General features: G+C 73.9%; 18 protein-coding genes. 9 read left to right on the forward strand and 9 right to left on the reverse strand.

The genetic code is table 11. The features are described from left to right. Nucleotides 1–117 precede the first annotated feature (117 nt). A complete protein-coding gene (locus tag ACIQ1J_RS25385; protein WP_403560302.1) occupies nt 118–1473 on the reverse strand; it encodes a DUF6716 putative glycosyltransferase in 1356 nt (451 codons plus the stop codon). A 198-nt stretch (nt 1474–1671) separates the two neighbouring features. On the opposite strand from ACIQ1J_RS25385, the gene ACIQ1J_RS25390 reads away from it, so the two are divergent. From ACIQ1J_RS25390 to ACIQ1J_RS25415, 6 genes are all read left to right on the forward strand, one after another. Continuing rightward, nucleotides 1672–2661, forward strand: coding sequence for a glycosyltransferase family 2 protein (locus ACIQ1J_RS25390; RefSeq protein WP_403560304.1), 990 nt, complete (start codon nt 1672–1674; stop codon nt 2659–2661). Continuing rightward, nucleotides 2658–3992 (forward strand): polysialyltransferase family glycosyltransferase, encoded by a 1335-nt coding sequence (locus tag ACIQ1J_RS25395; protein ID WP_403560306.1) that lies wholly within the window; start codon nt 2658–2660, stop codon nt 3990–3992. Before ACIQ1J_RS25390 ends, ACIQ1J_RS25395 begins: the two co-directional genes overlap by 4 nt. A 124-nt stretch (nt 3993–4116) precedes the next feature. Beyond that, nucleotides 4117–5382: a hypothetical protein gene (locus ACIQ1J_RS25400; RefSeq protein WP_403560308.1), complete on the forward strand. Its 1266-nt coding sequence runs from the start codon at nt 4117–4119 to the stop codon at nt 5380–5382. Next, nucleotides 5379–7610, forward strand: coding sequence for a polysaccharide pyruvyl transferase family protein (locus ACIQ1J_RS25405; protein WP_403560310.1), 2232 nt, complete (start codon nt 5379–5381; stop codon nt 7608–7610). Before ACIQ1J_RS25400 ends, ACIQ1J_RS25405 begins: the two co-directional genes overlap by 4 nt. Before the next feature lie 123 nt (nt 7611–7733). Next, entirely contained in the window at nt 7734–8699 is a 966-nt protein-coding gene (locus ACIQ1J_RS25410) for a glycosyltransferase family 2 protein (protein ID WP_403560312.1), read from the forward strand. Nucleotides 8700–8701: 2 nt separating this feature from the next. Continuing rightward, nucleotides 8702–10057, forward strand: a complete 1356-nt coding sequence (locus tag ACIQ1J_RS25415; protein WP_403560314.1) for a polysialyltransferase family glycosyltransferase — start codon at nt 8702–8704, stop codon at nt 10055–10057. Between the two features lie 79 nt (nt 10058–10136). Here ACIQ1J_RS25415 and ACIQ1J_RS25420 read toward each other — a convergent pair whose 3' ends face one another. Beyond that, nucleotides 10137–11228, reverse strand: a complete 1092-nt coding sequence (locus ACIQ1J_RS25420; RefSeq protein WP_403560316.1) for an acyltransferase — start codon at nt 11226–11228, stop codon at nt 10137–10139. A gap of 328 nt (nt 11229–11556) precedes the next feature. Here ACIQ1J_RS25420 and ACIQ1J_RS25425 point away from each other — a divergent pair, with 328 nt between their 5' ends. Both ACIQ1J_RS25425 and ACIQ1J_RS25430 read left to right on the forward strand, forming a co-directional pair. Then, nucleotides 11557–12477, forward strand: coding sequence for a class I SAM-dependent methyltransferase (locus ACIQ1J_RS25425; protein WP_403560318.1), 921 nt, complete (start codon nt 11557–11559; stop codon nt 12475–12477). Nucleotides 12478–12638: 161 nt separating this feature from the next. Then, on the forward strand, nt 12639–13628 hold the full coding sequence (locus ACIQ1J_RS25430; protein WP_403560320.1) for a class I SAM-dependent methyltransferase: 990 nt from the start codon (nt 12639–12641) through the stop codon (nt 13626–13628). A 19-nt stretch (nt 13629–13647) separates the two neighbouring features. Here the strand turns inward: ACIQ1J_RS25430 and ACIQ1J_RS25435 are convergent, their stop codons facing one another. Together ACIQ1J_RS25435 and ACIQ1J_RS25440 are read right to left on the reverse strand one after the other, a co-directional pair. Beyond that, nucleotides 13648–13770 (reverse strand): hypothetical protein, encoded by a 123-nt coding sequence (locus tag ACIQ1J_RS25435; RefSeq protein WP_403560322.1) that lies wholly within the window; start codon nt 13768–13770, stop codon nt 13648–13650. 104 nt (nt 13771–13874) lie between these two features. Next, nucleotides 13875–15455 carry a methylmalonyl-CoA mutase gene (locus tag ACIQ1J_RS25440; RefSeq protein ID WP_403560324.1) on the reverse strand — a complete coding sequence of 527 codons (1581 nt, stop codon included), beginning with the start codon at nt 15453–15455 and terminating at the stop codon, nt 13875–13877. A 252-nt stretch (nt 15456–15707) separates the two neighbouring features. Between ACIQ1J_RS25440 and ACIQ1J_RS25445 the strand changes: the two genes are divergently transcribed. Beyond that, nucleotides 15708–16607: a L,D-transpeptidase family protein gene (locus tag ACIQ1J_RS25445; RefSeq protein ID WP_403560326.1), complete on the forward strand. Its 900-nt coding sequence runs from the start codon at nt 15708–15710 to the stop codon at nt 16605–16607. A gap of 170 nt (nt 16608–16777) precedes the next feature. Here the strand turns inward: ACIQ1J_RS25445 and ACIQ1J_RS25450 are convergent, their stop codons facing one another. From ACIQ1J_RS25450 to ACIQ1J_RS25470, 5 genes are all read right to left on the reverse strand, one after another. Continuing rightward, nucleotides 16778–17986: a hypothetical protein gene (locus tag ACIQ1J_RS25450; protein ID WP_403560328.1), complete on the reverse strand. Its 1209-nt coding sequence runs from the start codon at nt 17984–17986 to the stop codon at nt 16778–16780. Beyond that, nucleotides 17986–18648 carry an RNA polymerase sigma factor gene (locus ACIQ1J_RS25455; protein ID WP_403560664.1) on the reverse strand — a complete coding sequence of 221 codons (663 nt, stop codon included), beginning with the start codon at nt 18646–18648 and terminating at the stop codon, nt 17986–17988. Before ACIQ1J_RS25455 ends, ACIQ1J_RS25450 begins: the two co-directional genes overlap by 1 nt. A 362-nt stretch (nt 18649–19010) precedes the next feature. Continuing rightward, nucleotides 19011–19871, reverse strand: coding sequence for a hypothetical protein (locus tag ACIQ1J_RS25460; RefSeq protein ID WP_403560330.1), 861 nt, complete (start codon nt 19869–19871; stop codon nt 19011–19013). Further along, the gene (locus ACIQ1J_RS25465; RefSeq protein ID WP_403560332.1) at nt 19868–20485 is read right to left on the reverse strand and encodes an RNA polymerase sigma factor; all 618 of its coding nucleotides are present in this window, start codon (nt 20483–20485) and stop codon (nt 19868–19870) included. The genes ACIQ1J_RS25460 and ACIQ1J_RS25465 overlap by 4 nt, the downstream gene beginning before the upstream one ends. Nucleotides 20486–20618: 133 nt before the next feature. Continuing rightward, entirely contained in the window at nt 20619–21086 is a 468-nt protein-coding gene (locus ACIQ1J_RS25470) for a hypothetical protein (protein WP_403560334.1), read from the reverse strand. Between the last annotated feature and the right edge of the window lie 128 nt (nt 21087–21214).

A 21214-nucleotide genomic window follows, 5' to 3' on the forward strand; every position in this document is an offset into this window, starting at 1 on the left:
ATGCCGGTGCGCGGTTCCCGGGTGCCGGTGCGCGGTTCCCGGGTGCCGGTGCGCGGTTCCCGGGTGCCGGTGCGCGGTTCCCGGGTGCCGGTGCGCGGTTCCCGGGTGCCGGTGCGCTCACAGCTCCCCCATCCGCCGGATGACCGGGGCCACCCGCTGGACGCCGTGCCGGTAGGCGCCGCGGGCCGCCCGGCGCACCACCTGCCGGACCGGGCCGGGTGCCTTGTCCGCGGCCGGCGCGCCGGGCAGCGGGGTGCCGTCGGGGCCGAGGTGGTGGCGGGCGAGGATGCCGGGCAGGTAGCCGGGGGCGGTGACCGGTGTGTAGTAGGGGGCGAGCGGGGGCAGGCCGCCGGGCCGGCCGAGCAGCTCCGTGATGCGCCCCCGGGCCTCGTCGAAGGCGGTTTCGTAGCCGCCGTCCGCCGCCACCCCCTGCCGGGCGACCCACTCGGGGTCGGGTACCGGGCGGTGGGCCTCGTCGAGCTGGTCCCAGGAGGCGAGGCAGCCGGAGCCGACGAAGTGGTGGTTGCCGAGCGCCTCACGCACGCCCAGGTCGGACAGGACGACCGTGGGGATGCGGCGGTGCAGGGATTCCAGGGCCGCCGTGGAGCTGATGGTGACGAGCAGGTCGGTGCGGTCGAGGACCTCGCCCATGTGCCCGTAGACCAGGCGGAAGTTGGGCGGCGGGTCGGCCCGCTGCACCAGCTTCTGGTAGGGCAGCTCCTCGATGTGCGTGGTGTGCTCGCCGGGCTTGGAGCGCAGCTTGAGCAGCACCTCGCGCTCGGGGTGCCGGCGGGCGTGCCGGATCAGCCGTTCGAGGAGGTACGTACGGTCCTTGCGGTTGTCCGGCACGGAGGGCTGGGCGGCGAAGACGACCGTGTAGGGCCGGTCATCGCCGTTGTCGCCGTCCGGTTCGCCGGTGTAGGGGGCTCCGCCCAGGAAGGGCAGGGCGACCTCGGTCACCGCGGAGGCGTCGGCGCCGACCCCCTCGTACACGTCACGGAAACGGTCCGCGTCCTGACGGGAGTTGGCGAGGACGAGGTCGGCGCCGTGGCGCAGCAGCAGGCCGTCGGCGAGCTTCTCGTAGACGACTCCGACGTAGCCGGTGACGAGCACGGGCCGGTCGGCGCGGTCCTCCCAGACCCGCCCCAGGCCGTGCAGCATCGCCTGGACGCCGCCGCCGACCAGGGCGAGGACGAGGACGTCGTAGGACTCCTCGCCCGTCGCGTCGCCCATGGCGCGCAGGAACTCGACGGCGGTCACCTCGCGGAGCGAGTCCGCGGTGACGCCGACTTCCCGCAGCTGGCGGGCGGTGGGGGTGGCTCGGCCGCGCAGGAGGTAGCCGTCGAGGTGGATGTCCGTGTTCTCGGGGGCCCCGGGAGAGATGCGGGTCGCGGTGAGCGCGCCCCATTTCCACCGGGTGTCGGAATCCGCCAGGACGGCGACTCGCAGGGCCTTCGTTGCACTTGCTGGCACGTCGTAGACGCTAGGAAGCCATTTCTAGGAACGGCCCAACCGGAATCCAACAAACGGTGAACAGCACATCGCCGAATGGGGCTTCGGACCGCCCGGCGTCCGTAAAAATGTTCGCTTCACCGCTTCGCCACGCCGCGTTCACCCAGTATCAAGGCGCAGGTAAAGCCGAATGCCGGGCCGCCGCATAACGTCGTTCACGTGCCCAAGCTCTCCGTCATCGTGCCGTTCTACAACGTGCGGCAATACACACCAGACACCCTGCGGAGTCTCAGCGCCAACGCGCGGGACGACTTCGAGTTCATCCTCGTCGACGACTGCTCGACCGACGGGACCGTGGATCTCCTCGCGCGCGCCGAGCGCGAGCTGCCGGGGGCGGTGCTGGTCATACACGAGCGCAACGGTGGCCTGGCGACCGCACGCAACACCGGCATCGACCGGGCGCGCGGCGAGTACGTCACCTTCCTGGACGGCGACGACTGGCTGGCGCCCGGCCACTGCGCCCGACTGGTGGAGGCGATCGAGCGGCTGGGCGTCGACTTCGTGCGCACCGACCACGTGCAGTGCACGGGACGCAACCGCACGCTGCACCGGGTGCCGCACGGCCGCCGCAACGTGGCGCTGCGTCCGCGCGACGCGATCCTGCCCGCCCACCGGACCACCTCCGTCGACTACGCCTACGCGTGGGCTGGCGTCTACCACCGCCGGCTGGCCGAGCGGGGCCTGCTGCACTTCACCGACGGACTGCGCACGGCCGAGGACCGGCCGTGGATCTGGAAGCTGCACCGGGAGGCGGAGTCCTTCGCGGTGACCGGGCTGCTCGGTGTCTTCTACCGGCGCGGGGTGGCGTCCTCGCTCACCCAGATCGGTGACGTCCGCCAGCTCGACTTCATCCGCGCCTTCGACGAGGTGCTCGCCGGCGCGGCCGGGGACGCGGACGCCGCGCGGCTGGTGCCGAAGGCGGTGCGCACGTACTGCGCGATCATCTCCCACCATCTCGGTTCCATCGAAAGGTTCGAGCCCGACGTGGCCCGGATGCTGAGGGCGAGGAGCGCGGCGGCGCTGCGGCGGATGCCGCAGGACGCGCTCGACGAGGTGCTCGGCTCGATGGACGCCGAGCGGGCCACGCGGCTGCGCCGGCTGCGCCGGCGCGCGGCCGCGGGTCAGCCGGAAGCGGGGGCGGCGGCGTGACCACACAGATCTTCCTGGCCTCGACGCTGTACGGCACGGCCACGCTCGCCGCGGCCCTGGACAGCGGCTGCTTCGCACCGGCCGACCGGCGGATCCTGCTGGTCTCCAACAACGCGGCGACGCCCGAGACGGCTCCGTCCGTGGACGAGATGCCCGGGTTCGAGCGGTTGCGGGGCCGGTTCGACGACGTGGTGTCGTGGAACGAGGCGATCCGCCCCTTCCACCCCGGCGGCTGGTCGCCTCGGCTGGAGGACGTGCCGATGTGGGAGCGGCACCTTCGGCTGGCCTGGGGGCTGGGTGACGACGACGTGGCGCTGGCCGTGGAGTCGATCCAGGTGCACCCGGCGCTCGGGGTGGCGCAGATCTTCACCGACGCGCCCCTGACCGTCTACGCGGACGGCCTGATGAGCTACGGGCCCACCCGCACCAAGCTCGCCCCGCTGGTCGGCACGCGCGTGGAGCGGCTGCTCCACCTGGACCTGGTGCCGGGGCTCGCGCCGCTGCTGCTGACGGAGTTCGGCGTGGCGCCGGAGACCGTGCCGTCCCCGGCGTTCACCAAGGTGCTGGCCGAACTGGCGGACACCGGCGCCGGTCTGCCGGACGTGGAGCGGCCCGCGGTGCTGCTCGGCCAGTACCTGTCGGCGCTGGGCATCCTCTCCGCCGAGGAGGAGGAGAACCTGCACGTGCGGATGCTGACCGGCGCCGCCGGCCTCGGGCACACGCGTGTGGTGTTCAAGGCGCACCCCACGGCTCCGGCCCGTTTCACCCGCGTCCTGGAGCAGGAGGCCGAGAGGCTCGGCGTCGACCTCACCGTGGTGGAGGCACCGGTCCTGGCCGAGGTGCTGTTCCAGCGGACGCGTCCGGCGCTGGTCGTCGGCTGCTTCTCCACGGCCCTGCTCACCGCGTCCGCGCTGTACGGCCTGCCGGTCGCCCGCGTCGGCACCGAGACGTTGCTGGACCGGCTGTCGCCGTACGAGAACAGCAACCGCGTCCCGGCCACCATCGTGGACGCGCTCCTTCCGGACCTGTCCGACGCCGCCGCCGTCGCCGGGGGGCGGCAGGGCACGGACACCGGCGCGCTCGCCGCGCTGGTGCGGGCCGTGGGGTTCGCGATGCAGCCGAAGGTACTGCCGGAGCTGCGGCCGGAGGCCGAGAGGTACCTGCGCGAGCACCTGGACGCGCGTACCTGGCGGTATTTCAAGAAGCGCCGGCTCACCTCCCTGGGACTGCCGGGCGGCATTCCGGCGCGGCTGGGATTCCTGCCGCACAACTCCACGGCGCGGAAGGTGGTACGCCGGGCGCGGGCCATCCGGCGCTCGATGGGGCGGTGAGGCCGGGCGGCGGGCACCGGTCGCGCGCCGGAGGGAGAGTGTTCACCCGCCGTCCGCCGGAAAGCCACCCGCGACCCGTCGTGCTGGGGCACATTCGGCCTCCGATCGGAGAACGGTGGAACGCATGACGAAGCCCCTGGCGGGATTGTTCAAAGCACGGCAGAAAGAGGCCGCCAGGCCGGCGCTGTACGCCCGGGGCATGCGCCTGTGCGGTGAGCACCTCGCGGTGCAGGGCACCGGGTCCACTCCCCCGCAGGCCAGGCTCACCCAGGCCATCGGCGCGCTGGCGGCCTCCCTCGACAGCCCCGCGGCCGACCACTTCGACGCCCTGCTCCAGGTCGGCGAGCGCGCCCTGGAGGCCGGCGGGGACAGCGGGCTCGGCCTGGCGCTGGGCGTCGCCGAGACGTCGGCCCGGATCCGGGAGCGGTCCAAGGGGGCGTGGCGGCTGCGCGGCCTGGCCCTGGACGGTCTCGGCCGCGGCGACGAGGCGCTGGAGTGCTACGAGCGGTACGTCACGCTGCTGCCGAACGGCGAAGCGGCGCCCGAGGTCGCCCGCAGGATGGACACCCTGCGGCGCCGGCGGGCCTGCCTCGACGCGGCCGTCGCGCTCTTCCCCGAGGCCGGCTCCGCACTGGGCGACCTGCTCGGACAGCCCCACGCGACCACCGCGGCCGTCTCGCCGCGGTTCGCCGCGCACGTACGGGCGCGGGTCGCCGAGCACGGCCTGGGCGACCCCGGCGTACGGCGCCTCCTGGAGCTGTACGGCACGTACCGCCGGCTCGTCGAACGGGCCGGGATGCCGGACCCGTTGCTCGGCGGCAGCACCCCGATCGGCGTCGGCGGTCTGCGGGGCCTGGTCGCGGGGCGGACGGTGTGCCTGGTCGCGAACGCCGGTGACGTCGCCGGGAGCACGCTGGGCGCCGAGATCGACCGCTACGACCTGGTGGTGCGCTGCGACGCGTTCCGCCTCCGGGCCGAGGGCACCGGCGAGCGCACCGATCTGCACGCCGTCTCGCTGCGGGGCGACGCCCCGTGGGCGGGGCCCGCCTGGACGCGGCCGGCCGGTGTCCGGCTGGTGTTCGGCGACCCGGCCGCCGCCTGGCGCCGCGCCACCCGGGAACGGCTCGTCCCCGGCGCGCAGGACCACGTCGGGGACGCCTCCCTGCGCCGCCCCCTGGGCGACCCGGCGCTGCTGGGCGAGGACGGCTGGGGGACGGCGACGACCACGGCCTTCACCGTTCTCCGGCTCCTGGACTTCCTGGACGCGAGCCCCCGCCTGGACCTCGTCGGCTTCACCCTGCCCGGCCGGCTGCGGCCCAGGGAGGCCGAGTGGGTCATGGACCGCGCGACGCACGTCGACGACAGCAAGATGAGGATCGCCCTGCGATGACCCCTTCCTCCGCCTCCTCCGCGGACGACCGGAGCACCGTCACCGGCAGACGCCGGATCGCCTTCGCCGTCCACACCGACGAGGACGGCCTGCCCGGCCTCCCCGCCCTGATACGCAGCCTGGCGCTGACCAACCCGGGCGTGTGCGAGGACTTCGTGGTCCTGCACCCCGGTCTGCCCGACGCCTCGTTCGACGCGCTGCGCCGACTGCACCCGCGCGTCGTGACACGCCGGGCCGAGGGCCGCGGGGACGTCTTCCGGCTGGCGGACTACGACACCGTCGTCGCCCTGGACCCCGCCATGGTCGTCCTGGGCGACATCGGTGAGCTGCTGCGGATGCGCCACGGGGTGGGCGCCGTGGCCCAGTTGGTGTGCGCCGGGGAGGCCGGGGAGCGGCGTGTCGTGCTGCCGGACGGTCTCCTCGTCATCCAGCGCGCCGACGTGGACGACGCCCTGGCGGCCCGGCTCTCCGGCGTCACCGACGACCTCGGTCCGGTGCTCGGCGGCGTGCTGGCCCCGCTCGACGCGCGGTACGACTTCCTCGCCCGCCGCCTCCACGACGACCTGCCGGTGCCCGCGCACGTCACCGTCCTGCGCTTCACCGGTCCGCTCGACGCGCCCGGGTACGGCCCGGCCGTCGAGGCGCGCGGCCGCTTCGAGATGAGCGACGAGGAGTTCCGGGCCGCCTACTGCGCCCTGCCCGGACGCAGGCATCCCGACCTGCTGGCGCACTGCGCGCCGCCCCTGCTGGCGGCCCGGCCCTCCCTGGACCTCGCCCGTACGGTCGCCGACGTGTACCGCGGGCAGGGACGCTACGGCGAGGCCGTCGAGGTCCTCGCCCCGGTCGTCGCGGACCGGCTGGACGCGCCGCGCTGCCACGAGACGCTCGGCCTGTGCCTGATGGCGCTCTCGCGCTACGACGAGGCCGAGGGGCATCTGCTGCTCGCGGCGGCGTCCCCCGACGTCGCCCCGCGCGCCTTCGCGCAGCTCGCCCGCCTGTCCTGGCTGTGCGGGCGGGAGGAGGACGCGCACGCCTACGCCCGCGAGGGCCTGGACGCCGACCCCACCGACGCCGGCTGCCACAGCTGGTACACGCGCACCCGCCCGGAGGTCCCGGAGCCGCGGCAGCCGGGCGGCGGCGCCGCGGACCAGCTGGCGCACGTGGCCCTGTTCGCCGAGGGCAACGAGAACGCGGGGGACAAGGTCCTGCCCGAGGCGGTGCGCATGTGCTTCGGCCCGGACACCGGCCCGCGCCGCTGGTACCCGCAGCCCGTGCACCGGCTGGTCGACGAGGCCGCCCTGGAGCAGCTGAACGCTCGGCGCGGGGTGATCGTGGGCGGCGGCGGGCTCTTCCTCCCGGACACGTCTCCCAACGGCAACAGCCACTGGCAGTGGAACGTCCCGGACGACCTGCTGGCCCGCGTCACCGTGCCGCTGGCGGTGTTCGCGGTCGGTTACAACGTGTTCGACGGGCAGCTCTACCGCCGGGGCCGGTTCGCCGAGAGCCTGCGGGTCCTGGTCGAACGGTCGGCGTTCTTCGGGCTGCGCAACCACGGCTCGATCGACCGGGTCCGCGAACTGCTCCCCGCCGGGCTGCGCGACCGGGTGCGCTACCAGCCCTGCCCGACCACGGTGGCCCGGCACCTCGACCCCGGCCTGTCCGCTCCGCCGGAGCGGACCGACACCGTCCTGGTCAACTGCGCGTACGACCGCGCGGGCCTGCGGTTCGGGCACGACTACGGCCACTTCCTCGCCCAGATGGCCACCGCGCTGCGCGGTCTGCGGGAGCGGGCGGACGTGCGGTACGCGGCCCACATGCCGGCCGACGAGAGGTTCGTGCACGACCTGCGCCGGGAGCACGGCCTCGCGCTGCCCGTCGAGCAGCTCCACGACCTGTCGAACGACGGGATCCGGGACCTGTACCGCCGTTCGCGGCTGGTGATCGGGATGCGCGGGCACGCCGGGATGATCCCCTTCGGCTGCGGAACCCCGATCCTCAGCCTGGTCTCCCACCCGAAGCTCGCCTACTTCCTGTCCGACATCGGGCGCCGGGAGTGGGGGCTGTCCGTGCACGACCGCGAGCTGGGTCCCCGGCTCGCGGAGCGGGCCGCGGCGATCCTCGACGACCACGCGGCGGCGGTGGCGGACGTGCACACCGCACAGGAATTCCTGTGGAAGACCACTCGGTCGAACATCGAGGAACTGCAAAACACCTTCGGATCGGCCTGAGACACCAAGAATTCACCTCCCCTGCGAATGGAGTTCGCTTCTTCGCGCCTCCTTCGACACCGCCGAATCCGGGAGCGTAGCTAGCCTGTTCCAATCCCCGACCTTCGAGCGTGAGAGGCCCGTGTGCCGAAACTGTCCGTCGTCGTCCCCATGCACAACGTGGAAGTCTTCGCCGAGAGCACTCTGAGAAGTCTCGCCAACAACGCGGACCCCGACTTCGAGTTCCTGCTCGTCGACGACTGCTCCACGGATTCCACCTCACGGGCGGTGGACCGCTGGGTGGAGGGACGTTCCGACGCCAGGGTGATCCGGCACGAGAGGAACATGGGCATCGCCCAGGCGCGCAACAGCGGGATCGCCGCGGCCCGCGGCGACTTCGTCACGTTCCTCGACGGCGACGACTGGTACGGGCCGGGGTATCTCACCGAACTGGTCTCCTGGATGGAGGAGTTGGGCTGCGACTTCGTCCGCACCGACCACGTCCAGGCCACCGGCACCGAGCGGGTGGTCCGGCGGCCCCCGGCCCCCGTGCGCAACGCCGTGATGGACCCGCGCGACGGCATAGCGCCGCCCCACATGGAGACGATGGTCGACTACCCCTTCGTCTGGGCGGGGATCTACCGCCGGCACCTCTTCGACGACGGCGGGATGCGCTTCGCGACCGAACTGCGCACGGCCGAGGACCGGCTGTGGATCTGGCGCCTGCACCTGAAGGCCGAGTCGTACGCGTCCGTCGGGCTGCACGGGGTGTTCTACCGGCGGGGCGTCGCCACCTCGCTCACCCAGATCAAGGACTCCCGGCAGCTGGACTTCATCCCGGCCTACGACATGCTCCTGGCGGACCTGCTGAAGGACCCGGAGGCCGAGCGCTTCCTCCCCAAGGCCGTACGGACGTACTGCGCCATGATCGCCTTCCACATCGGCAAGGTGAACGAGTACGAGGCCTCGGCGGCCCAGCGGCTGCGACGCGAAGCGCGGGACGCCCTGCACCGGATGCCCCAGCACGTGCTGGACGAGACCCTCCGGACCATCGACAGCACTCGGAGCAGGTTGCTCGGCCGCCTGCGTGACGGGCGGAAGGCTGCCTGACCATGCCCCACAAGACCCAGATCTTCCAGGTCTCCACCCTGTACGGAGCGGCCACCCTCGCCGCGGCGCTCGACGCGGGCCTGTTCGGGCCGCGCGACGGGGCCCGGCGCATCCTGCTGGTCTCCAACAACGCCGCCGTACCCGAGACCGCGCTGCGCCTCGACGAGATGCACGGCTACGAGCGAATATCCGGCCGGTTCGACTCCGTGGTCGGCTGGAACGAGGCGATCCGCCCGCACCACCCCAGTTCCTGGGGTCCGCGCGGGAACGACGTGCCGCTGTGGCAGAAGGCGTTCCGTCTCGCCTGGGGCATCGGCGAGCGGGACATGATCGAGCTCGCCGTCGAGTCGATCCAGGTCAACCCGGCCCGCGCGCTGGCCGCGATCTTCTCCGAGAGCACCGTCCACGTGTACGCCGACGGCCTGATGAGCTACGGCCCGACCCGCGAGAAGCTGCCGCTGACCATCGCGCGCCGCATTCGGCGGCTGCTCCACCTCGACCTGATACCGGGTCTGCGGCCGATGCTGCTGTCCGAGTACGGCGTCCCGCCCGAGATCGTCCCGGACGGGGCGTTCCGCGCGGTGCTCGACGAGATCTCCCACGACGCGGCGGACGACCCGCGACTGGCGCCCGTGCTGCGGGAGCAGCCGACCGCCGTACTGCTGGGCCAGTATCTCGCGGCGATCAACATCCTGAGCGCGGAGGAAGAAGAGGACCTCCACGTCCGCATGCTCACCGGGGCCGCGCGCGCCGGGCACCGGTCCGTCGTCTTCAAGCCCCACCCGACCGCGCCCGCCGGCTACACGGCCGCGCTGAGCAAGGCGGCGGCGGACGCGGGCGTGCGGCTCACCGTGCTGGACGCGCCCCTGCTGGCCGAGACGCTGTACCACCACTGCGCGCCCGAACTCGTCGTCGGCTGCTTCTCCACGGCGATGGTGACCGCCTCCGCCTACTACGACGTGCCCATTGCCCGGGTGGGGACGGCGCTGGTGATGGAGCGGCTCAAGCCGTACCCGAACAGCAACCGCGTGCCCCTCGCCGTCGTCGACCACCTGGTGCCCGACCTGGAGCGCGGCCGGACGCCCGCGCTCGTCGACACGGTCCCCGAGACGCTGTCACCCCTGGTCCGGGCGATCGGTTTCTGCATGCAGCCCAAGACGTACACGGATCTGCGCGAGCCGACGGAGACCTGGCTGCGCGCCAACCTGGCCACCGGCCCCGGCTACTACTTCCCCGAGCTGCGGCTGACCGAGCTGGGCCTGCCCGGCAGCCGCCCGCAACTGCGCGCGAAGCTCCAGGTGCGGCGGGCCCGGCGCGTGGTGCGCAGGGCGGTGCGGCGCGGCGCCGGGAAGAAGTGACCGGGCGCCCCGGACCGTGCCGGAGCCCCCTTCCGCCGAGTGGCCGAAGGGGGCTCCGGTGTCTCACGCGCCGCCCGGCTCAGCCCAGCCAGCGGCCCAGCCGCAGCCGCGTCCACAGCAGCGCGGCGGCGAAGGACAGTACGACCGTGGCGACCGTCAGCCCGACGAGCCCGCCCACGGCGGCCGGCCAGCCCGCGTCCGCCGACACCACGTGCGGGGCGACGGCCTCCAGGAACAGCAGGTGGACCAGGTAGGCACCGAAGGAGGCCCCGGCGAGCCTGCCCAGCAGCGGGCGGACCCTCTCGGGCACCCTGATCCGGACGAGGGCCATCAGCAGGGCCCCCGCCAGCAGCGCCACCACGACCGACGCGTAGGGACTCGGGAAGTGCACCCGGTGCTCGTAGACGGCCACCGCCCCCCACGCGCACAGCCCGCCGGCCAGCCAGAGCAGCCGTCGCCCCCGGCCCGCGACCGCGGAGCCCGGCAGCGACAGCAGTACGGCGCCGGCGACCGCGTACACGATCTGGTAGACGCCGAACTGCCAGGCGAAGTGGGGTACGCGGACGTCGAGCAGCCGCCCGAGGTCGCCCAGGAGGGTCGGGGCCGGCGCCAGGCCGAGAAGGGCCGCGCCCGCGCCCCAGGGCCGCTTGCCCGCACGGACCAGGACGGCCACGGACAGCAGCAGGATCACCGGGACGTAGGCGTACAGGTACCAGAGGTGGAAGGCGGGCCTCACGGAGCCGAACACGGCGTCCCACGCGAGCTCGCGCGTGGGGTCGGTGTTGGCGCCCCGTGCCCAGTCCCAGGCCAGGTAGGCGGCGGTCCACACGGCCATCGGCACGACGATGCGGGTCAGCCGCTTGCGGATCTGCCCGTCGTCGCGGGGCGGCGCCCCGCTCAGCACGACCCAGCCGGCGATCGCGAAGAACAGCGGCACGGCGCACCGGCTCAGCGCGTCCCCGGCGAGCGCGACCCAGTACACGGGTCCGCCCCCGGACGGGTCGCGGTCCACGGCCTTCATGAGTTCGCCCGCCGCGTGGCAGACGATGACCCCGATCGAGGCCAGGACCCGGAGGAGGTCGATGTCGTACCGGTGCTCGCGCCGGGGACGCGGGGCCGGTGTCCCCGCGTCGGCGGGGGCGGGGTCGCGCACGGGCTCGGCGGCGGTCATGGGCTCGGCGGCGATGGGTGGTCACTCCCGGGTAGGACGCGCGGGCCCGCCGGTGTCCGGCAGGGCTCGGGGATCGATGCAGGCTATGAGAGCGCCGCGAGCGGCGGGAACCCGTCCCGGATGAACTTCGGCCACGTGTGCGTGACCTTCCGGTGAACAAAGAGGGCGGCCATCGTTCCGCCATGCGGCGTTCGGCAGAAGTTCCTCTCCCGGCCCGTTCGACAACTCCGCTTCCGGTCGGGGACCTCCCTAGTCTGGCCCCACCCACCCCACAGGCGTTCCACGTACCCGCACGTTCACCTCCGTGACGGATTGAGGTCGTTGACCCATGAACAGCCGCTCCCTGCTCCGCAGTCCGGTCTCCCGGCGTCTGCTGCGTCCCGTCGCCGACCTCATCGACCAGCGCATCGACCGACGGGTCGAGCGGCAGGTCGAGCGGCAGGTCGAGCGGCAGGTCCGCTCGGCGGCCCGGGAGACCACCACGCACCGGCTCACCCACGAACTGCTCCTCGGCTCCACCGGTCGCGGCCTCTCCCGCGTGGTGGCCGACGGCCCGCTGAAGCGCCTGCACGCCGAGGTCGCGGAGCTGTCCGGCGACCGTGACGCGGCGGTGCGCAACGTCGCCACCGCCTACCGGCTGCTCGTGGCGCTGGAGTCGCTGGGCGTGGGCCGGGTCGCGGGCGGCACCATGAACATCTGCGGCAAGCTCGGCACGATCCCGCTCCTCGATCCCCCGAACGACGAGATCCTGGAGATAGGCACCCTGTACGGCATGTTCTCCACCGGACTGATCCGGATGATGGAGCGCGACGGCCGCAGCCCGAACCTGACCATCGTCGACCCCTTCGCCGGCGTGCAGCTCCAGCCGGGCACCAATCCGCGCCCCGACCCGACGGGCACCCCGGTCGACGAGCACGCCGTGCGCACCAACCTCGCCCTCGCCGGCCCGGCGGGCGCGGCGGCCCGTATCCGGCGCGGCTTCTCCGAGGACCCGGAGACCAGGGCGGCCGTCTCCGACCGCGGCTACGGCGTGATCGTCGTCGACGGCGACCACTCGGCCAAGGGCGTGCGGCTGGACCTCCAGTGGGCCGAGGAGATCGCCGCCCCCGGCGCGATCGTCGTCCTGGACGACTACGGCGACCCCGGCTGGCCCGGCATCAAGGAAGCCCTGGACGACCACATGAAGGACGGCACCCGCCTCACATACCTGGGCAAGGCGGCCCACTCGGCCTACCTGCGGGCAACCTGAGCACGTGCGGCCCGGCTGCCGCACCGGTACGCCGAGGAGCCGCCGCCCGAGTGGCTGCGGACGGTTCCGGCCCGGGTACGTTGAGCGATTCGTGCGATTTTACGGCCACCGTATCGCGCGCGCCGACTCCTTTTCGTGCGTCGAGGAGGCATCCTCCCCTCATGGCCACTGCGCAAGAGACGCACAAGTACCCCGGTGAGCTGAACGACGTCCCCGGCTGGTTCTGGCCGCTCGACCAGGTGCTGTTCTCCTGGTTCCTGGAGCGGCAGGAGCGGCGGGGCACCGGCGGCGACCTGCTCGAACTGGGCGCCTACCTGGGCAAGAGCGCGATCCTGCTGGGGCACCATCTGCGGGACGGCGAGACGCTCACCGTCTGCGACCTGTTCGAGACCGAGCCGCCGGACGCGGCCAACCGGGCGGAGGCGGCGAAGTCGTACTCCACGCTCACCCGGCAGGCCTTCGAGCGGAACTACCTCACCTTCCACGAGACCCTGCCGGCGATCATCCAGGCACCCAGCTCCGCGGTCACCGACGAGGTCGCGCCCGGCAGCTGCCGCTTCGCCCACATCGACGCCTCGCACCTGTACGAGCACGTCCAGGGCGACATCGGCGCGGCCCGGGACCTGCTGCTGCCGGACGGCATCGTCGTCCTCGACGACTTCCGCAGCGAGCACACCCCCGGGGTGGCCGTCGCCGCCTGGGAGGCCGTACTCAACCGCGGGCTGCGGCCCGTCTGCCTGAGCAGCCAGAAGCTGTACGGCACCTGGGGCGACCCCGGGCCGGTGCAGGAGGAGCTGCTCGCCGCCCTGCGCGGGCGCGACGACGTCGCCGTGACCGTGGAGCAGGCGGCCGGTCACCGGCTGGTCCGGGCCCGCGCCAGGAGCAAGCGGATGCAGCCGCCCTCGCTGCCGTCCTCGCGGCACCCGGCGCCCGCGGCGGCCCCGCGCCCTGATGCCGGGCCGGTGCCGGGGCAGCCGCAGCGGCCGCGTCCGGCGGGCGGCGCGGCGCGTACGACACGGCCGCCGACCCCGCGTGACCGCACCCGCCGTCTCGCCCTGGACCTGCTGCCGCCGGTCGTCACCCGTGCGGTGCGCGGGTACCGGGCGGCGCAGCGGGCGAAGGCGTCCGGCGCGGCTCGGTCGAAGCGGTAGGCCGCCCCGGCCCCCGCGATCACCGGCGCCGGCCCACCGCCTGCGCCAGGGAGAGGCCGGCGCCGGTGAACAGGCGCAGGTTCTCCTCGATCTGCTCGGCGCTCCGCGCCGGTGAAGCGCCGGCCGCCGTCTCCGTGGCCATCTCGTCGAGCAGGGCCTGCCCCTGACGGCGGAGACCCGGGCGGTCGGGGCGGGGGTGTTCCTGGTACGGCCGGACGATACGTGGGCAGACCGGCTCAGCGGGCGTCAGAAGGCATCCGAGGGCACGTACGTCCCCCAGACCTCCCGCAGCGCGTTGCACACCTCGCCCACCGTCGCCCGCGCCCGCAGCGCGTCCTTCATCGGGTACAGGACGTTGTCCTCGCCCTCGGCCGCCTTCTTCAGGGCCGTCAGTGCCGTGTCCACCGCCTGCTGGTCGCGCTCCGCGCGGAGCCTCGCGAGGCGCTCGGCCTGCTGGGCCTCGATGGCCGGGTCGACGCGGAGAGGCTCGTACGGCTCCTCCTCGTCGAGCTGGAAACGGTTGACGCCGACCACGACCCGCTCGCCCGAGTCGGTCTCCTGGGCGATGCGGTAGGCGGAGCGCTCGATCTCGCTCTTCTGGAAGCCGTGTTCGATGGCGTTGACCGCGCCGCCGAGGTCCTCGACCTTCCGCATCAGCTCCAGGGTCGCCGCCTCGACGTCGTCGGTCATCTTCTCGACGACGTAGGAGCCGGCGAAGGGGTCGACGGTCGCCGTCACGTCCGTCTCGTAGGCGAGGACCTGCTGCGTGCGCAGGGCCAGGCGCGCGGACTTGTCGGTCGGCAGCGCGATGGCCTCGTCGAAGGAGTTGGTGTGCAGGGACTGCGTGCCGCCGAGGACGGCGCCCAGGCCCTGTACGGCGACGCGGACGAGGTTGACCTCGGGCTGCTGGGCGGTCAGCTGCACGCCCGCGGTCTGCGTGTGGAAGCGCAGCATCAGCGACTTGGGGTTCTTCGCGCCGAACTCCTCGCGCATCACCCGCGCCCAGATCCGGCGGGCCGCCCGGAACTTGGCGACCTCCTCCAGGATCGTCGTACGGGCCACGAAGAAGAAGGACAGGCGGGGCGCGAAGTCGTCGACGTCCATGCCGGCCGCGACCGCCGTGCGCACGTACTCGATGCCGTCCGCGAGGGTGAACGCGATCTCCTGCGCGGGCGAGGCCCCGGCCTCGGCCATGTGGTAGCCGGAGATCGAGATGGTGTTCCACTTCGGGATCTCGGCCCTGCAGTACTTGAAGATGTCCGCGATCAGCCGCAGCGACGGCTTGGGCGGGAAGATGTACGTCCCGCGCGCGATGTACTCCTTCAGCACGTCGTTCTGGATCGTGCCGGTGAGCTGGTCGGCGCCGACGCCCTGCTCCTCGGCGACGAGTTGGTAGAGCAGGAGCAGCAGGGAGGCGGGGGCGTTGATGGTCATCGACGTCGAGACCTTGTCCAGCGGGATCCCGCCGAACAGCACCCGCATGTCGTCGATGGAGTCGATCGCCACGCCGACCTTGCCGACCTCACCGCTCGCGATCGGCGCGTCGGAGTCGTGGCCCATCTGGGTGGGCAGGTCGAAGGCGACCGACAGACCCATCGTGCCGTTGGCGATCAGCTGCTTGTAGCGGGCGTTGGACTCCGTCGCCGTGCCGAAACCGGCGTACTGGCGCATCGTCCACGGCCGGCCGGTGTACATCGACGGGTACACGCCCCGGGTGAAGGGGTACTTCCCGGGCTCGCCGAGCTTCTCGGCGGGGTCCCAGTCCGCCTGGGTGTCGGGCCCGTAGACCGGTTCGATGGGCAGTCCGGACTCAGACTCGCGCGCCATGGTGTGTTGCCTCCCGCTGAGCACATGTTCGAACTGCTCGAACTACCCGTCAGATACTCGCCAGTACAGACCGACCCTTCGACGGACTGTATCGGCGTGCGCGCCACCCGGTGCAGGGGCGCACGCTGGGACCTTGCTCACAACCTCGGTGCGGTCCCGGTCACAACGATGCCGTGCCGTTCACGGCGCGTCATCCGCGGGGAACATCTCAGGGGACGTCCGTGCGGGACGGTGAGACGGCGGGGGGCCGTGATGCGTGTGACGGGTATGGGGAGCATGGGGAGCATGGGGAGAGCGGTCGCCGTCGCCCTGGGGGCCGCGCTGGCGGCGGGCGGCTGCACCGTGCAGGGCACGAGCGCCGACGGCGCGGGGCGCGCGCCGGTGCGCATAGACGTGACCGGCGCCCCGCCGAAGGAGCCGACGGGACCGAAGAAGCCGGCGGAGCCGGAGAAACCCCAGAAGCCGAAGAGCACGTCGGGCGGCGGCCCGCCGTCGAGTGCGCCGACCGCCCGTGCCGAGCCTCCGGCGCTGTGGCTGCCGGGTGACACCGGCCGGGACGTCCGTGAGCTCCAGGCCCGGCTGCGCCAGGTCGAGTGGCTCGTCGACGGGCCGACCGGGACGTACGACGACCTGACCGAGCGCGCGGTGAGCGGCTTCCAGGGCAAGCGCGGACTGCCCAGGACGGGCCGGACCGACACCGTCACCTGGCAGCGGCTGCTGGGGATGACGCGGGAGCCGGGCAAGTGGGAGCTGTACCTGATGGGCGGGCAGCCGGCCGCCGCGCCCGACGCGCGCTGTCTGACCGGCCGGGTGCTGTGCGTCAGCAAGTCGAGCCGGACGCTGCGCTGGATGATCGGCGGACGGACCGTGTCGACGATGCCGGTGCGCTTCGGCTCGCAGTACACGCCGACCCGGGAGGGCGTGTTCCAGGTCTACTGGAAGTCCCGCCACCACGTCTCGACGCTCTACGACTCGGCCATGCCCTACGCGATGTTCTTCAGCGGCGGCCAGGCCGTGCACTACTCGGACGACTTCGCCGCGCACGGTTACGCGGGTGCCTCGCACGGCTGCGTCAACGTACGGGACGAGGCGGCGATCGCGGACCTGTACGCGCAGGTGAGGAACGGCGACCAGGTCGTCGTGTACCGGTGAGGCGGTGGGGGCCCGGCAGGGGGCGGTGAATGGGGCGCGGGCGGGACCGGGGGAACGTGTCCCGCCCGCGCCGAGGTGCACGAGCCGTAGGTACGGGGGGAACCCCGGCTCGGTGCGAAAGCCGATGACCAGTCGGCTCACTCATTACTGCGCCACGGCGGCCGAAAGTGTCACACCCGGGGTGAGGAGATTCCTGCGAGCCCGGAAAAGCGCAGGTCAAGGGGGAGGTCGGCGACGGTGGACGACGTGTGCGGCGGGTAGGCCGGCCGCTGCCGCGGCAGGGGCGCGTAGGCCGAGGGGGCGTGCGGGTCGTGGTGCTGTCCGGCGGGCGGGGCTGTGTGGCCGTCGTCGTCATCGTCCTTGCCGCCGTCGTCACCGCCGCCCTTCTTTCCGCCTTCACCGCCCCTGCCCTCTTCGCCGCCCTTGCCCTCTTCGCCGCCCTTGCCGCTCCTGTCGCCCCTGCCGCTCCTGTCGCCCTTGTCGCCGGAGCCCCTCCCGGTCTCCCGGTCCCGATTCCGCTCCCCGGGCCCGTCGGAGCCCCTGCCGCCTTCCCGGCCGCCACTGCGGTCCTGGGCGGCGCCGTCGGTCCCGGCGAGGAGGTCCCCGCAGTACTTCACGACCCGCGACGAACCCCCGGCCGCCTCCTTCAGCGCGCGCCGACGGGCGCCGTCGAGTCCCTTGCCGGCGCGTACGTCGCGGCAGGACGCGGCGAGGCCGGACCGCCCGCCGCCGGAGGCCCGGCCATCGGCGTCGGTGTCGGCGTCGGTGTCCTGGTCCGTATCGCCGTCCGCGTCATCCCGCACGCTGCCCCGGTCCGGCGCGCCGGGCGTGGGGCTGCCCGGCACCGGCCCGCCCCGCACGCCGTCCAGCGGCGAGGGCGAGGCGAGCGGCCGGTCGGGGGACGCGGCGGCCGAGACGGTGGCGGCGGGGTCCGGCCGGGTGCCGTCGAACGGCGTCGGCAAGGCTCCGGTTCCCGCGGCCACCGCCGCCCCGCCGAGCATGCCGACGGTCAGCGCGGCGGCCAGCCCGAGACGCAGCGGACGGTGCCGGCGGGGACGCCGGGCGCCGTCACCGCGCGGGCCGATACGGACCAGTCCGGCATCGGCGGGCGGCGTCGCGGTGCCGTGCCCGAGGGCGGCCGACGCCCCCTCCGGCGCGTCGGCCCGCTCGGCGCGCACCTTGCGGAAGGCGGCCAGCGCGGCCGCCTCGCCGGGGAGTTCCCCGCCGGCCGGGACGGGTGGGGCGGAGAGGGCGCCCAGGGCCCCGGCGAGGCGTTCGGCACGGTCGCGGGCGGCGGGGTCGACAGCCTCCAGTGACTCTCCGCGCAGCAAGATCTCCGCCGTTTCGCGGTCCAGCCACCTGTCCTGCTCGTCGGCCATCACATGTCCTTCTGCGTCCGCGCACGCGTATGCGTCACACCCGCGGACGCCACCGCACGGCCGCGCGGTTCTCGCTGGGGCGGCAGGGCGTCGAGCCCGGCGCCCGATTCGGGATCGCCGCCGAGCAGTTCGGCCAGGCGCTTCAGACCGCGGTGCGCCGCCGTGCGGACGGCACCGGGCCGTTTGCCCAGCGTCTCGGCGGCGCTCTTGGCGTCCAGTCCCACCACCACGCGCAGGACGACTGCCTCGGCCTGGTCCTGGGGCAGTCGGGCGATGAGGGAGAGGGTGCTGTCGGTGGCCAGGGCCTCCATGGCCTCGCCCGCGGTGTCCGACTCGGCGGGCTTGCCGGTCAGCTCCGTCTCGTCGCCGCCGATCGCGGGGCGGCGCCCGCGCATGCGGATGTGGTCCAGGGCGCGGTTGCGGGCGATGCGGGCGGCCCAGCCGCGGAACCGGTCGGCGTCGCCGCCGAACCGCTCCAGGTCACGGGCGATCTGCAGCCAGGCCTCGGACGCCACGTCCTCGGCGTCCGGATCGCCGACCAGTGTCCGCACGTACCCCAGCAGTCGCGGATGCACGGCGCGGTACACAGTCCGGAACGCGGTCTCGTCCCCGCCCTGTGCCGCACGCACCGCGGCGGTCAGCTCCGCGTCGTCCCCCAGCACCGAGAAGCCCTTCTGCGCCTGTACCGGCGCCGTTCTCGCGGACGTGGTCCTCACCGTCGTGGTGTCTCAATCGCTGGTCGCGGTGGCCTACCGCAACCCCGTCGCGGAAGCGAGGCCCCCGCTGGTCGGCGCGAATCGCACGTTACGTCTTGAAACCGCCGCTCGTCCATGCCCCCATCCCATTGTCGTACAAGCTGCAACTAAGCCGTGACGCGGTGAGGTGTGACAGAAAACGCAGTCCCGGCGCTGTAGGGAGTACGGGCCGCCGCGCGGTCCGTGCCGCGCGACGGCCGGGGCCTCTCCTGTGGGGGGTGGCGGCCCCGGCCGTTGCCTTGGCCACCGCGATCGCCCCTGGTGCGAGGCTACTTGGCCGTGCCGGGAGCCCGGTCCGCCGGCTCCGCCCGGTCCGCACTCCCGCCCTCGCCGCTGCCGTTGTCGCTGCCGCTGCGGCCGCCGTTCGGGTTGCCCTCCGCCGGTTCCGGCCGGGTCGGGTCGGCGGCTCCGCTCGGCTTGTTCCCGTCGGTCGCGGCGCTCGGCCGGGCCTGTCGGGGGTGCTGCTCGGCGCAGTGGGCCGCGACGTGCTCCCCGCCGCCCGCCGCCGCGACCAGCCGTTGCCAGGCCGTGGCGTCCAGCGCCTTGCCGCTGCCTTCGAGTCGCTCATAGGCGCGGCAGTGGGCCTCGGTGTCCCGGGTGGCGGGCGGACGGTCCGGCCGTGCCGAGGCGCCGGGGGACGCGGTGGCGGGGGACGTGGTGGCGGGGCTCGGGGCGGGGACCGGGCGGACCGTGGTGCCGTCCGTTTCGCGGGACGGGCGGGTGCGTTCCGGCCGGGCGGTGTCCGTGGCGGAGCCGGCCCCGCCGATCGCCGCGTAGGCGACGCCGCCCAGGGTGAGGCTCGCCAGCAGCACGGAGAGCGCGGTCTTCAGCGTGCGCCCCGCGCGTCGCCGCTCGAGGGGTCGCCAGTCGTCCCGCCGGCGGGTGCGCGCGGTCCGGCCCGGCCCCGCGTCCAGGGCGGCCCGGAACGCGGCCACGGCCCGCCGCTCGCCCTCCGCGTCGACGGGCTCCCCCCGGAGTGCGGCGGCGAGCAGCTCCTCGGTCCCGGGGATGCCGTGGCGGGGGCCCCGGGGGCCGGTGCGGTCGCCGTCGGCGCCTTCGCCGTGCCGTGCACCCATGTCCGCCTCCGTTCCCGCTCGGTCCGCCGGGCCGCCGCCGTCGGTGCCCGTCATGTCGAATCCCCCAGCGTCCTGGGCGCGTCTTCCGTCACAACGTCGGCGCCCAGCTGCCGTGCCAGCCGCTTCAGCCCCCGGTGCGTCGCCGTGCGCACCGCGCCCGGCCGCTTGCCGAGGACCCGCGCGGCGGACGGTCCGTCGAGGCCGACGACGACCCGCAGCAGCACGGCCTCGGCCTGGTCGCGCGGCAGTCCCGAGACCAGGGCCAGGGCCGCCTCGGTGGACAGCGTCTCCAGGGCCTGGTCGTGCGTGGAGTGCGGGCCGGGCAGGTCCAGGACGTCCTGTTCCAGCGCCGTCGGTCTGGGCCGTACCTTCTGGCGGCGCAGGTGGTCCAGTGCCCGGTGCCGGGCGATCGTCGCCGTCCAGCCCCGGAAGCCGGCCCCGTCGCCCTTGAAGCGTCGCAGGTCGCGGGCTATCTCCAGCCACGCGTCCGCCGCGACGTCCTCGGCGTCGTCCCCGACGAGTCCGCGCAGGTAGCCCAGCAGGCCGGGCTGCACCAGCCGGTAGGCGACCGCGAAGGCGGACTCGTCACCTTCCTGGGCCCGCGCGACGGCCGCGCCCAGTTCCCCGTCGTGCGCCTGTACGCGGCGGGCTTCCCCTCGCTGGCCCAAGAACCGTCCTCGTCCGTACCGAGTTCTCCGCGCGCTCGGTTGAGCCCGCCCCCACGGTCATCAGCGTCGGCGCGCACGGAAGTGTCACAGGACCCGGGCCGGGCCCCCCTCACCGCGGCAGGCCGGACGCCCCTCACCGCACGGCGGGCCGCACGCGCCGGGCCCGCCCGTGCGACGTCAGGCAGAAGGTGTGCGGCGACTCCTCCGGGCCGCCGCCCGCCAGGCGGTTGTGCACCCTGCCCAGCGGGTTCCGGACGCGCCCGTCCGGCATCCGTACGCCGACCGGCTGCCCGGAGTGCGCCCGCCGGTCCGCGTCGAAGTCCAGCCACACCGCGCCCGCCCGGCGCACGAGCACCTCACCGACGCAGGCACCCAGACCGAGCAGTGGGCCGCGCGCCCCCTCGTGGTCGGCACCTCCCTTGCGCAGCCCGTCGACCAGGAGGTCGACGATGCGCAGGCCGGCCGGGGAGTAGTCCAGCCGGCCACCGACCGCGACCCGGCCGACGAACCCCGTCGCGCGGGCCCGCATCTCGCGGGGCCGCGGTATGCCGCCGCCCACCTCGCCCCGCCGCTCCACCCGGACCACCCCACCCCACCCCACCCCACCCCTCCGCTCGGCGACGGGAGGGAGGCACCCACGGCCCGGCTCCCCGCTGATCCGGCGGACCGGGTGCCCCGGGTGTCACAGACCGCGGGCCGGAGAATCGTTCCTGCACGGTTCCCGGCCGG

The sequence above is a fragment of the Streptomyces sp. NPDC097107 genome (genome assembly GCF_044762405.1).
GTDB classification, from domain to species: domain Bacteria; phylum Actinomycetota; class Actinomycetes; order Streptomycetales; family Streptomycetaceae; genus Streptomyces; species Streptomyces thinghirensis.

What these genes read in the sequence shown, in the direction of transcription:
- ACIQ1J_RS25420 (WP_403560316.1), bottom strand. Translation starts at nt 11,228, where the DNA reads ATGACCGCCGCCGAGCCCGTGCGCGACCCCGCCCCCGCCGACGCGGGG.
- ACIQ1J_RS25440 (WP_403560324.1), bottom strand. Translation starts at nt 15,455, where the DNA reads ATGGCGCGCGAGTCTGAGTCCGGACTGCCCATCGAACCGGTCTACGGG.
- ACIQ1J_RS25415 (WP_403560314.1), top strand. Translation starts at nt 8,702, where the DNA reads ATGCCCCACAAGACCCAGATCTTCCAGGTCTCCACCCTGTACGGAGCG.
- ACIQ1J_RS25450 (WP_403560328.1), bottom strand. Translation starts at nt 17,986, where the DNA reads ATGGCCGACGAGCAGGACAGGTGGCTGGACCGCGAAACGGCGGAGATC.
- ACIQ1J_RS25435 (WP_403560322.1), bottom strand. Translation starts at nt 13,770, where the DNA reads ATGGCCACGGAGACGGCGGCCGGCGCTTCACCGGCGCGGAGCGCCGAG.
- ACIQ1J_RS25400 (WP_403560308.1), top strand. Translation starts at nt 4,117, where the DNA reads ATGACGAAGCCCCTGGCGGGATTGTTCAAAGCACGGCAGAAAGAGGCC.
- ACIQ1J_RS25460 (WP_403560330.1), bottom strand. Translation starts at nt 19,871, where the DNA reads ATGACGGGCACCGACGGCGGCGGCCCGGCGGACCGAGCGGGAACGGAG.
- ACIQ1J_RS25405 (WP_403560310.1), top strand. Translation starts at nt 5,379, where the DNA reads ATGACCCCTTCCTCCGCCTCCTCCGCGGACGACCGGAGCACCGTCACC.
- ACIQ1J_RS25445 (WP_403560326.1), top strand. Translation starts at nt 15,708, where the DNA reads ATGCGTGTGACGGGTATGGGGAGCATGGGGAGCATGGGGAGAGCGGTC.
- ACIQ1J_RS25430 (WP_403560320.1), top strand. Translation starts at nt 12,639, where the DNA reads ATGGCCACTGCGCAAGAGACGCACAAGTACCCCGGTGAGCTGAACGAC.
- ACIQ1J_RS25425 (WP_403560318.1), top strand. Translation starts at nt 11,557, where the DNA reads ATGAACAGCCGCTCCCTGCTCCGCAGTCCGGTCTCCCGGCGTCTGCTG.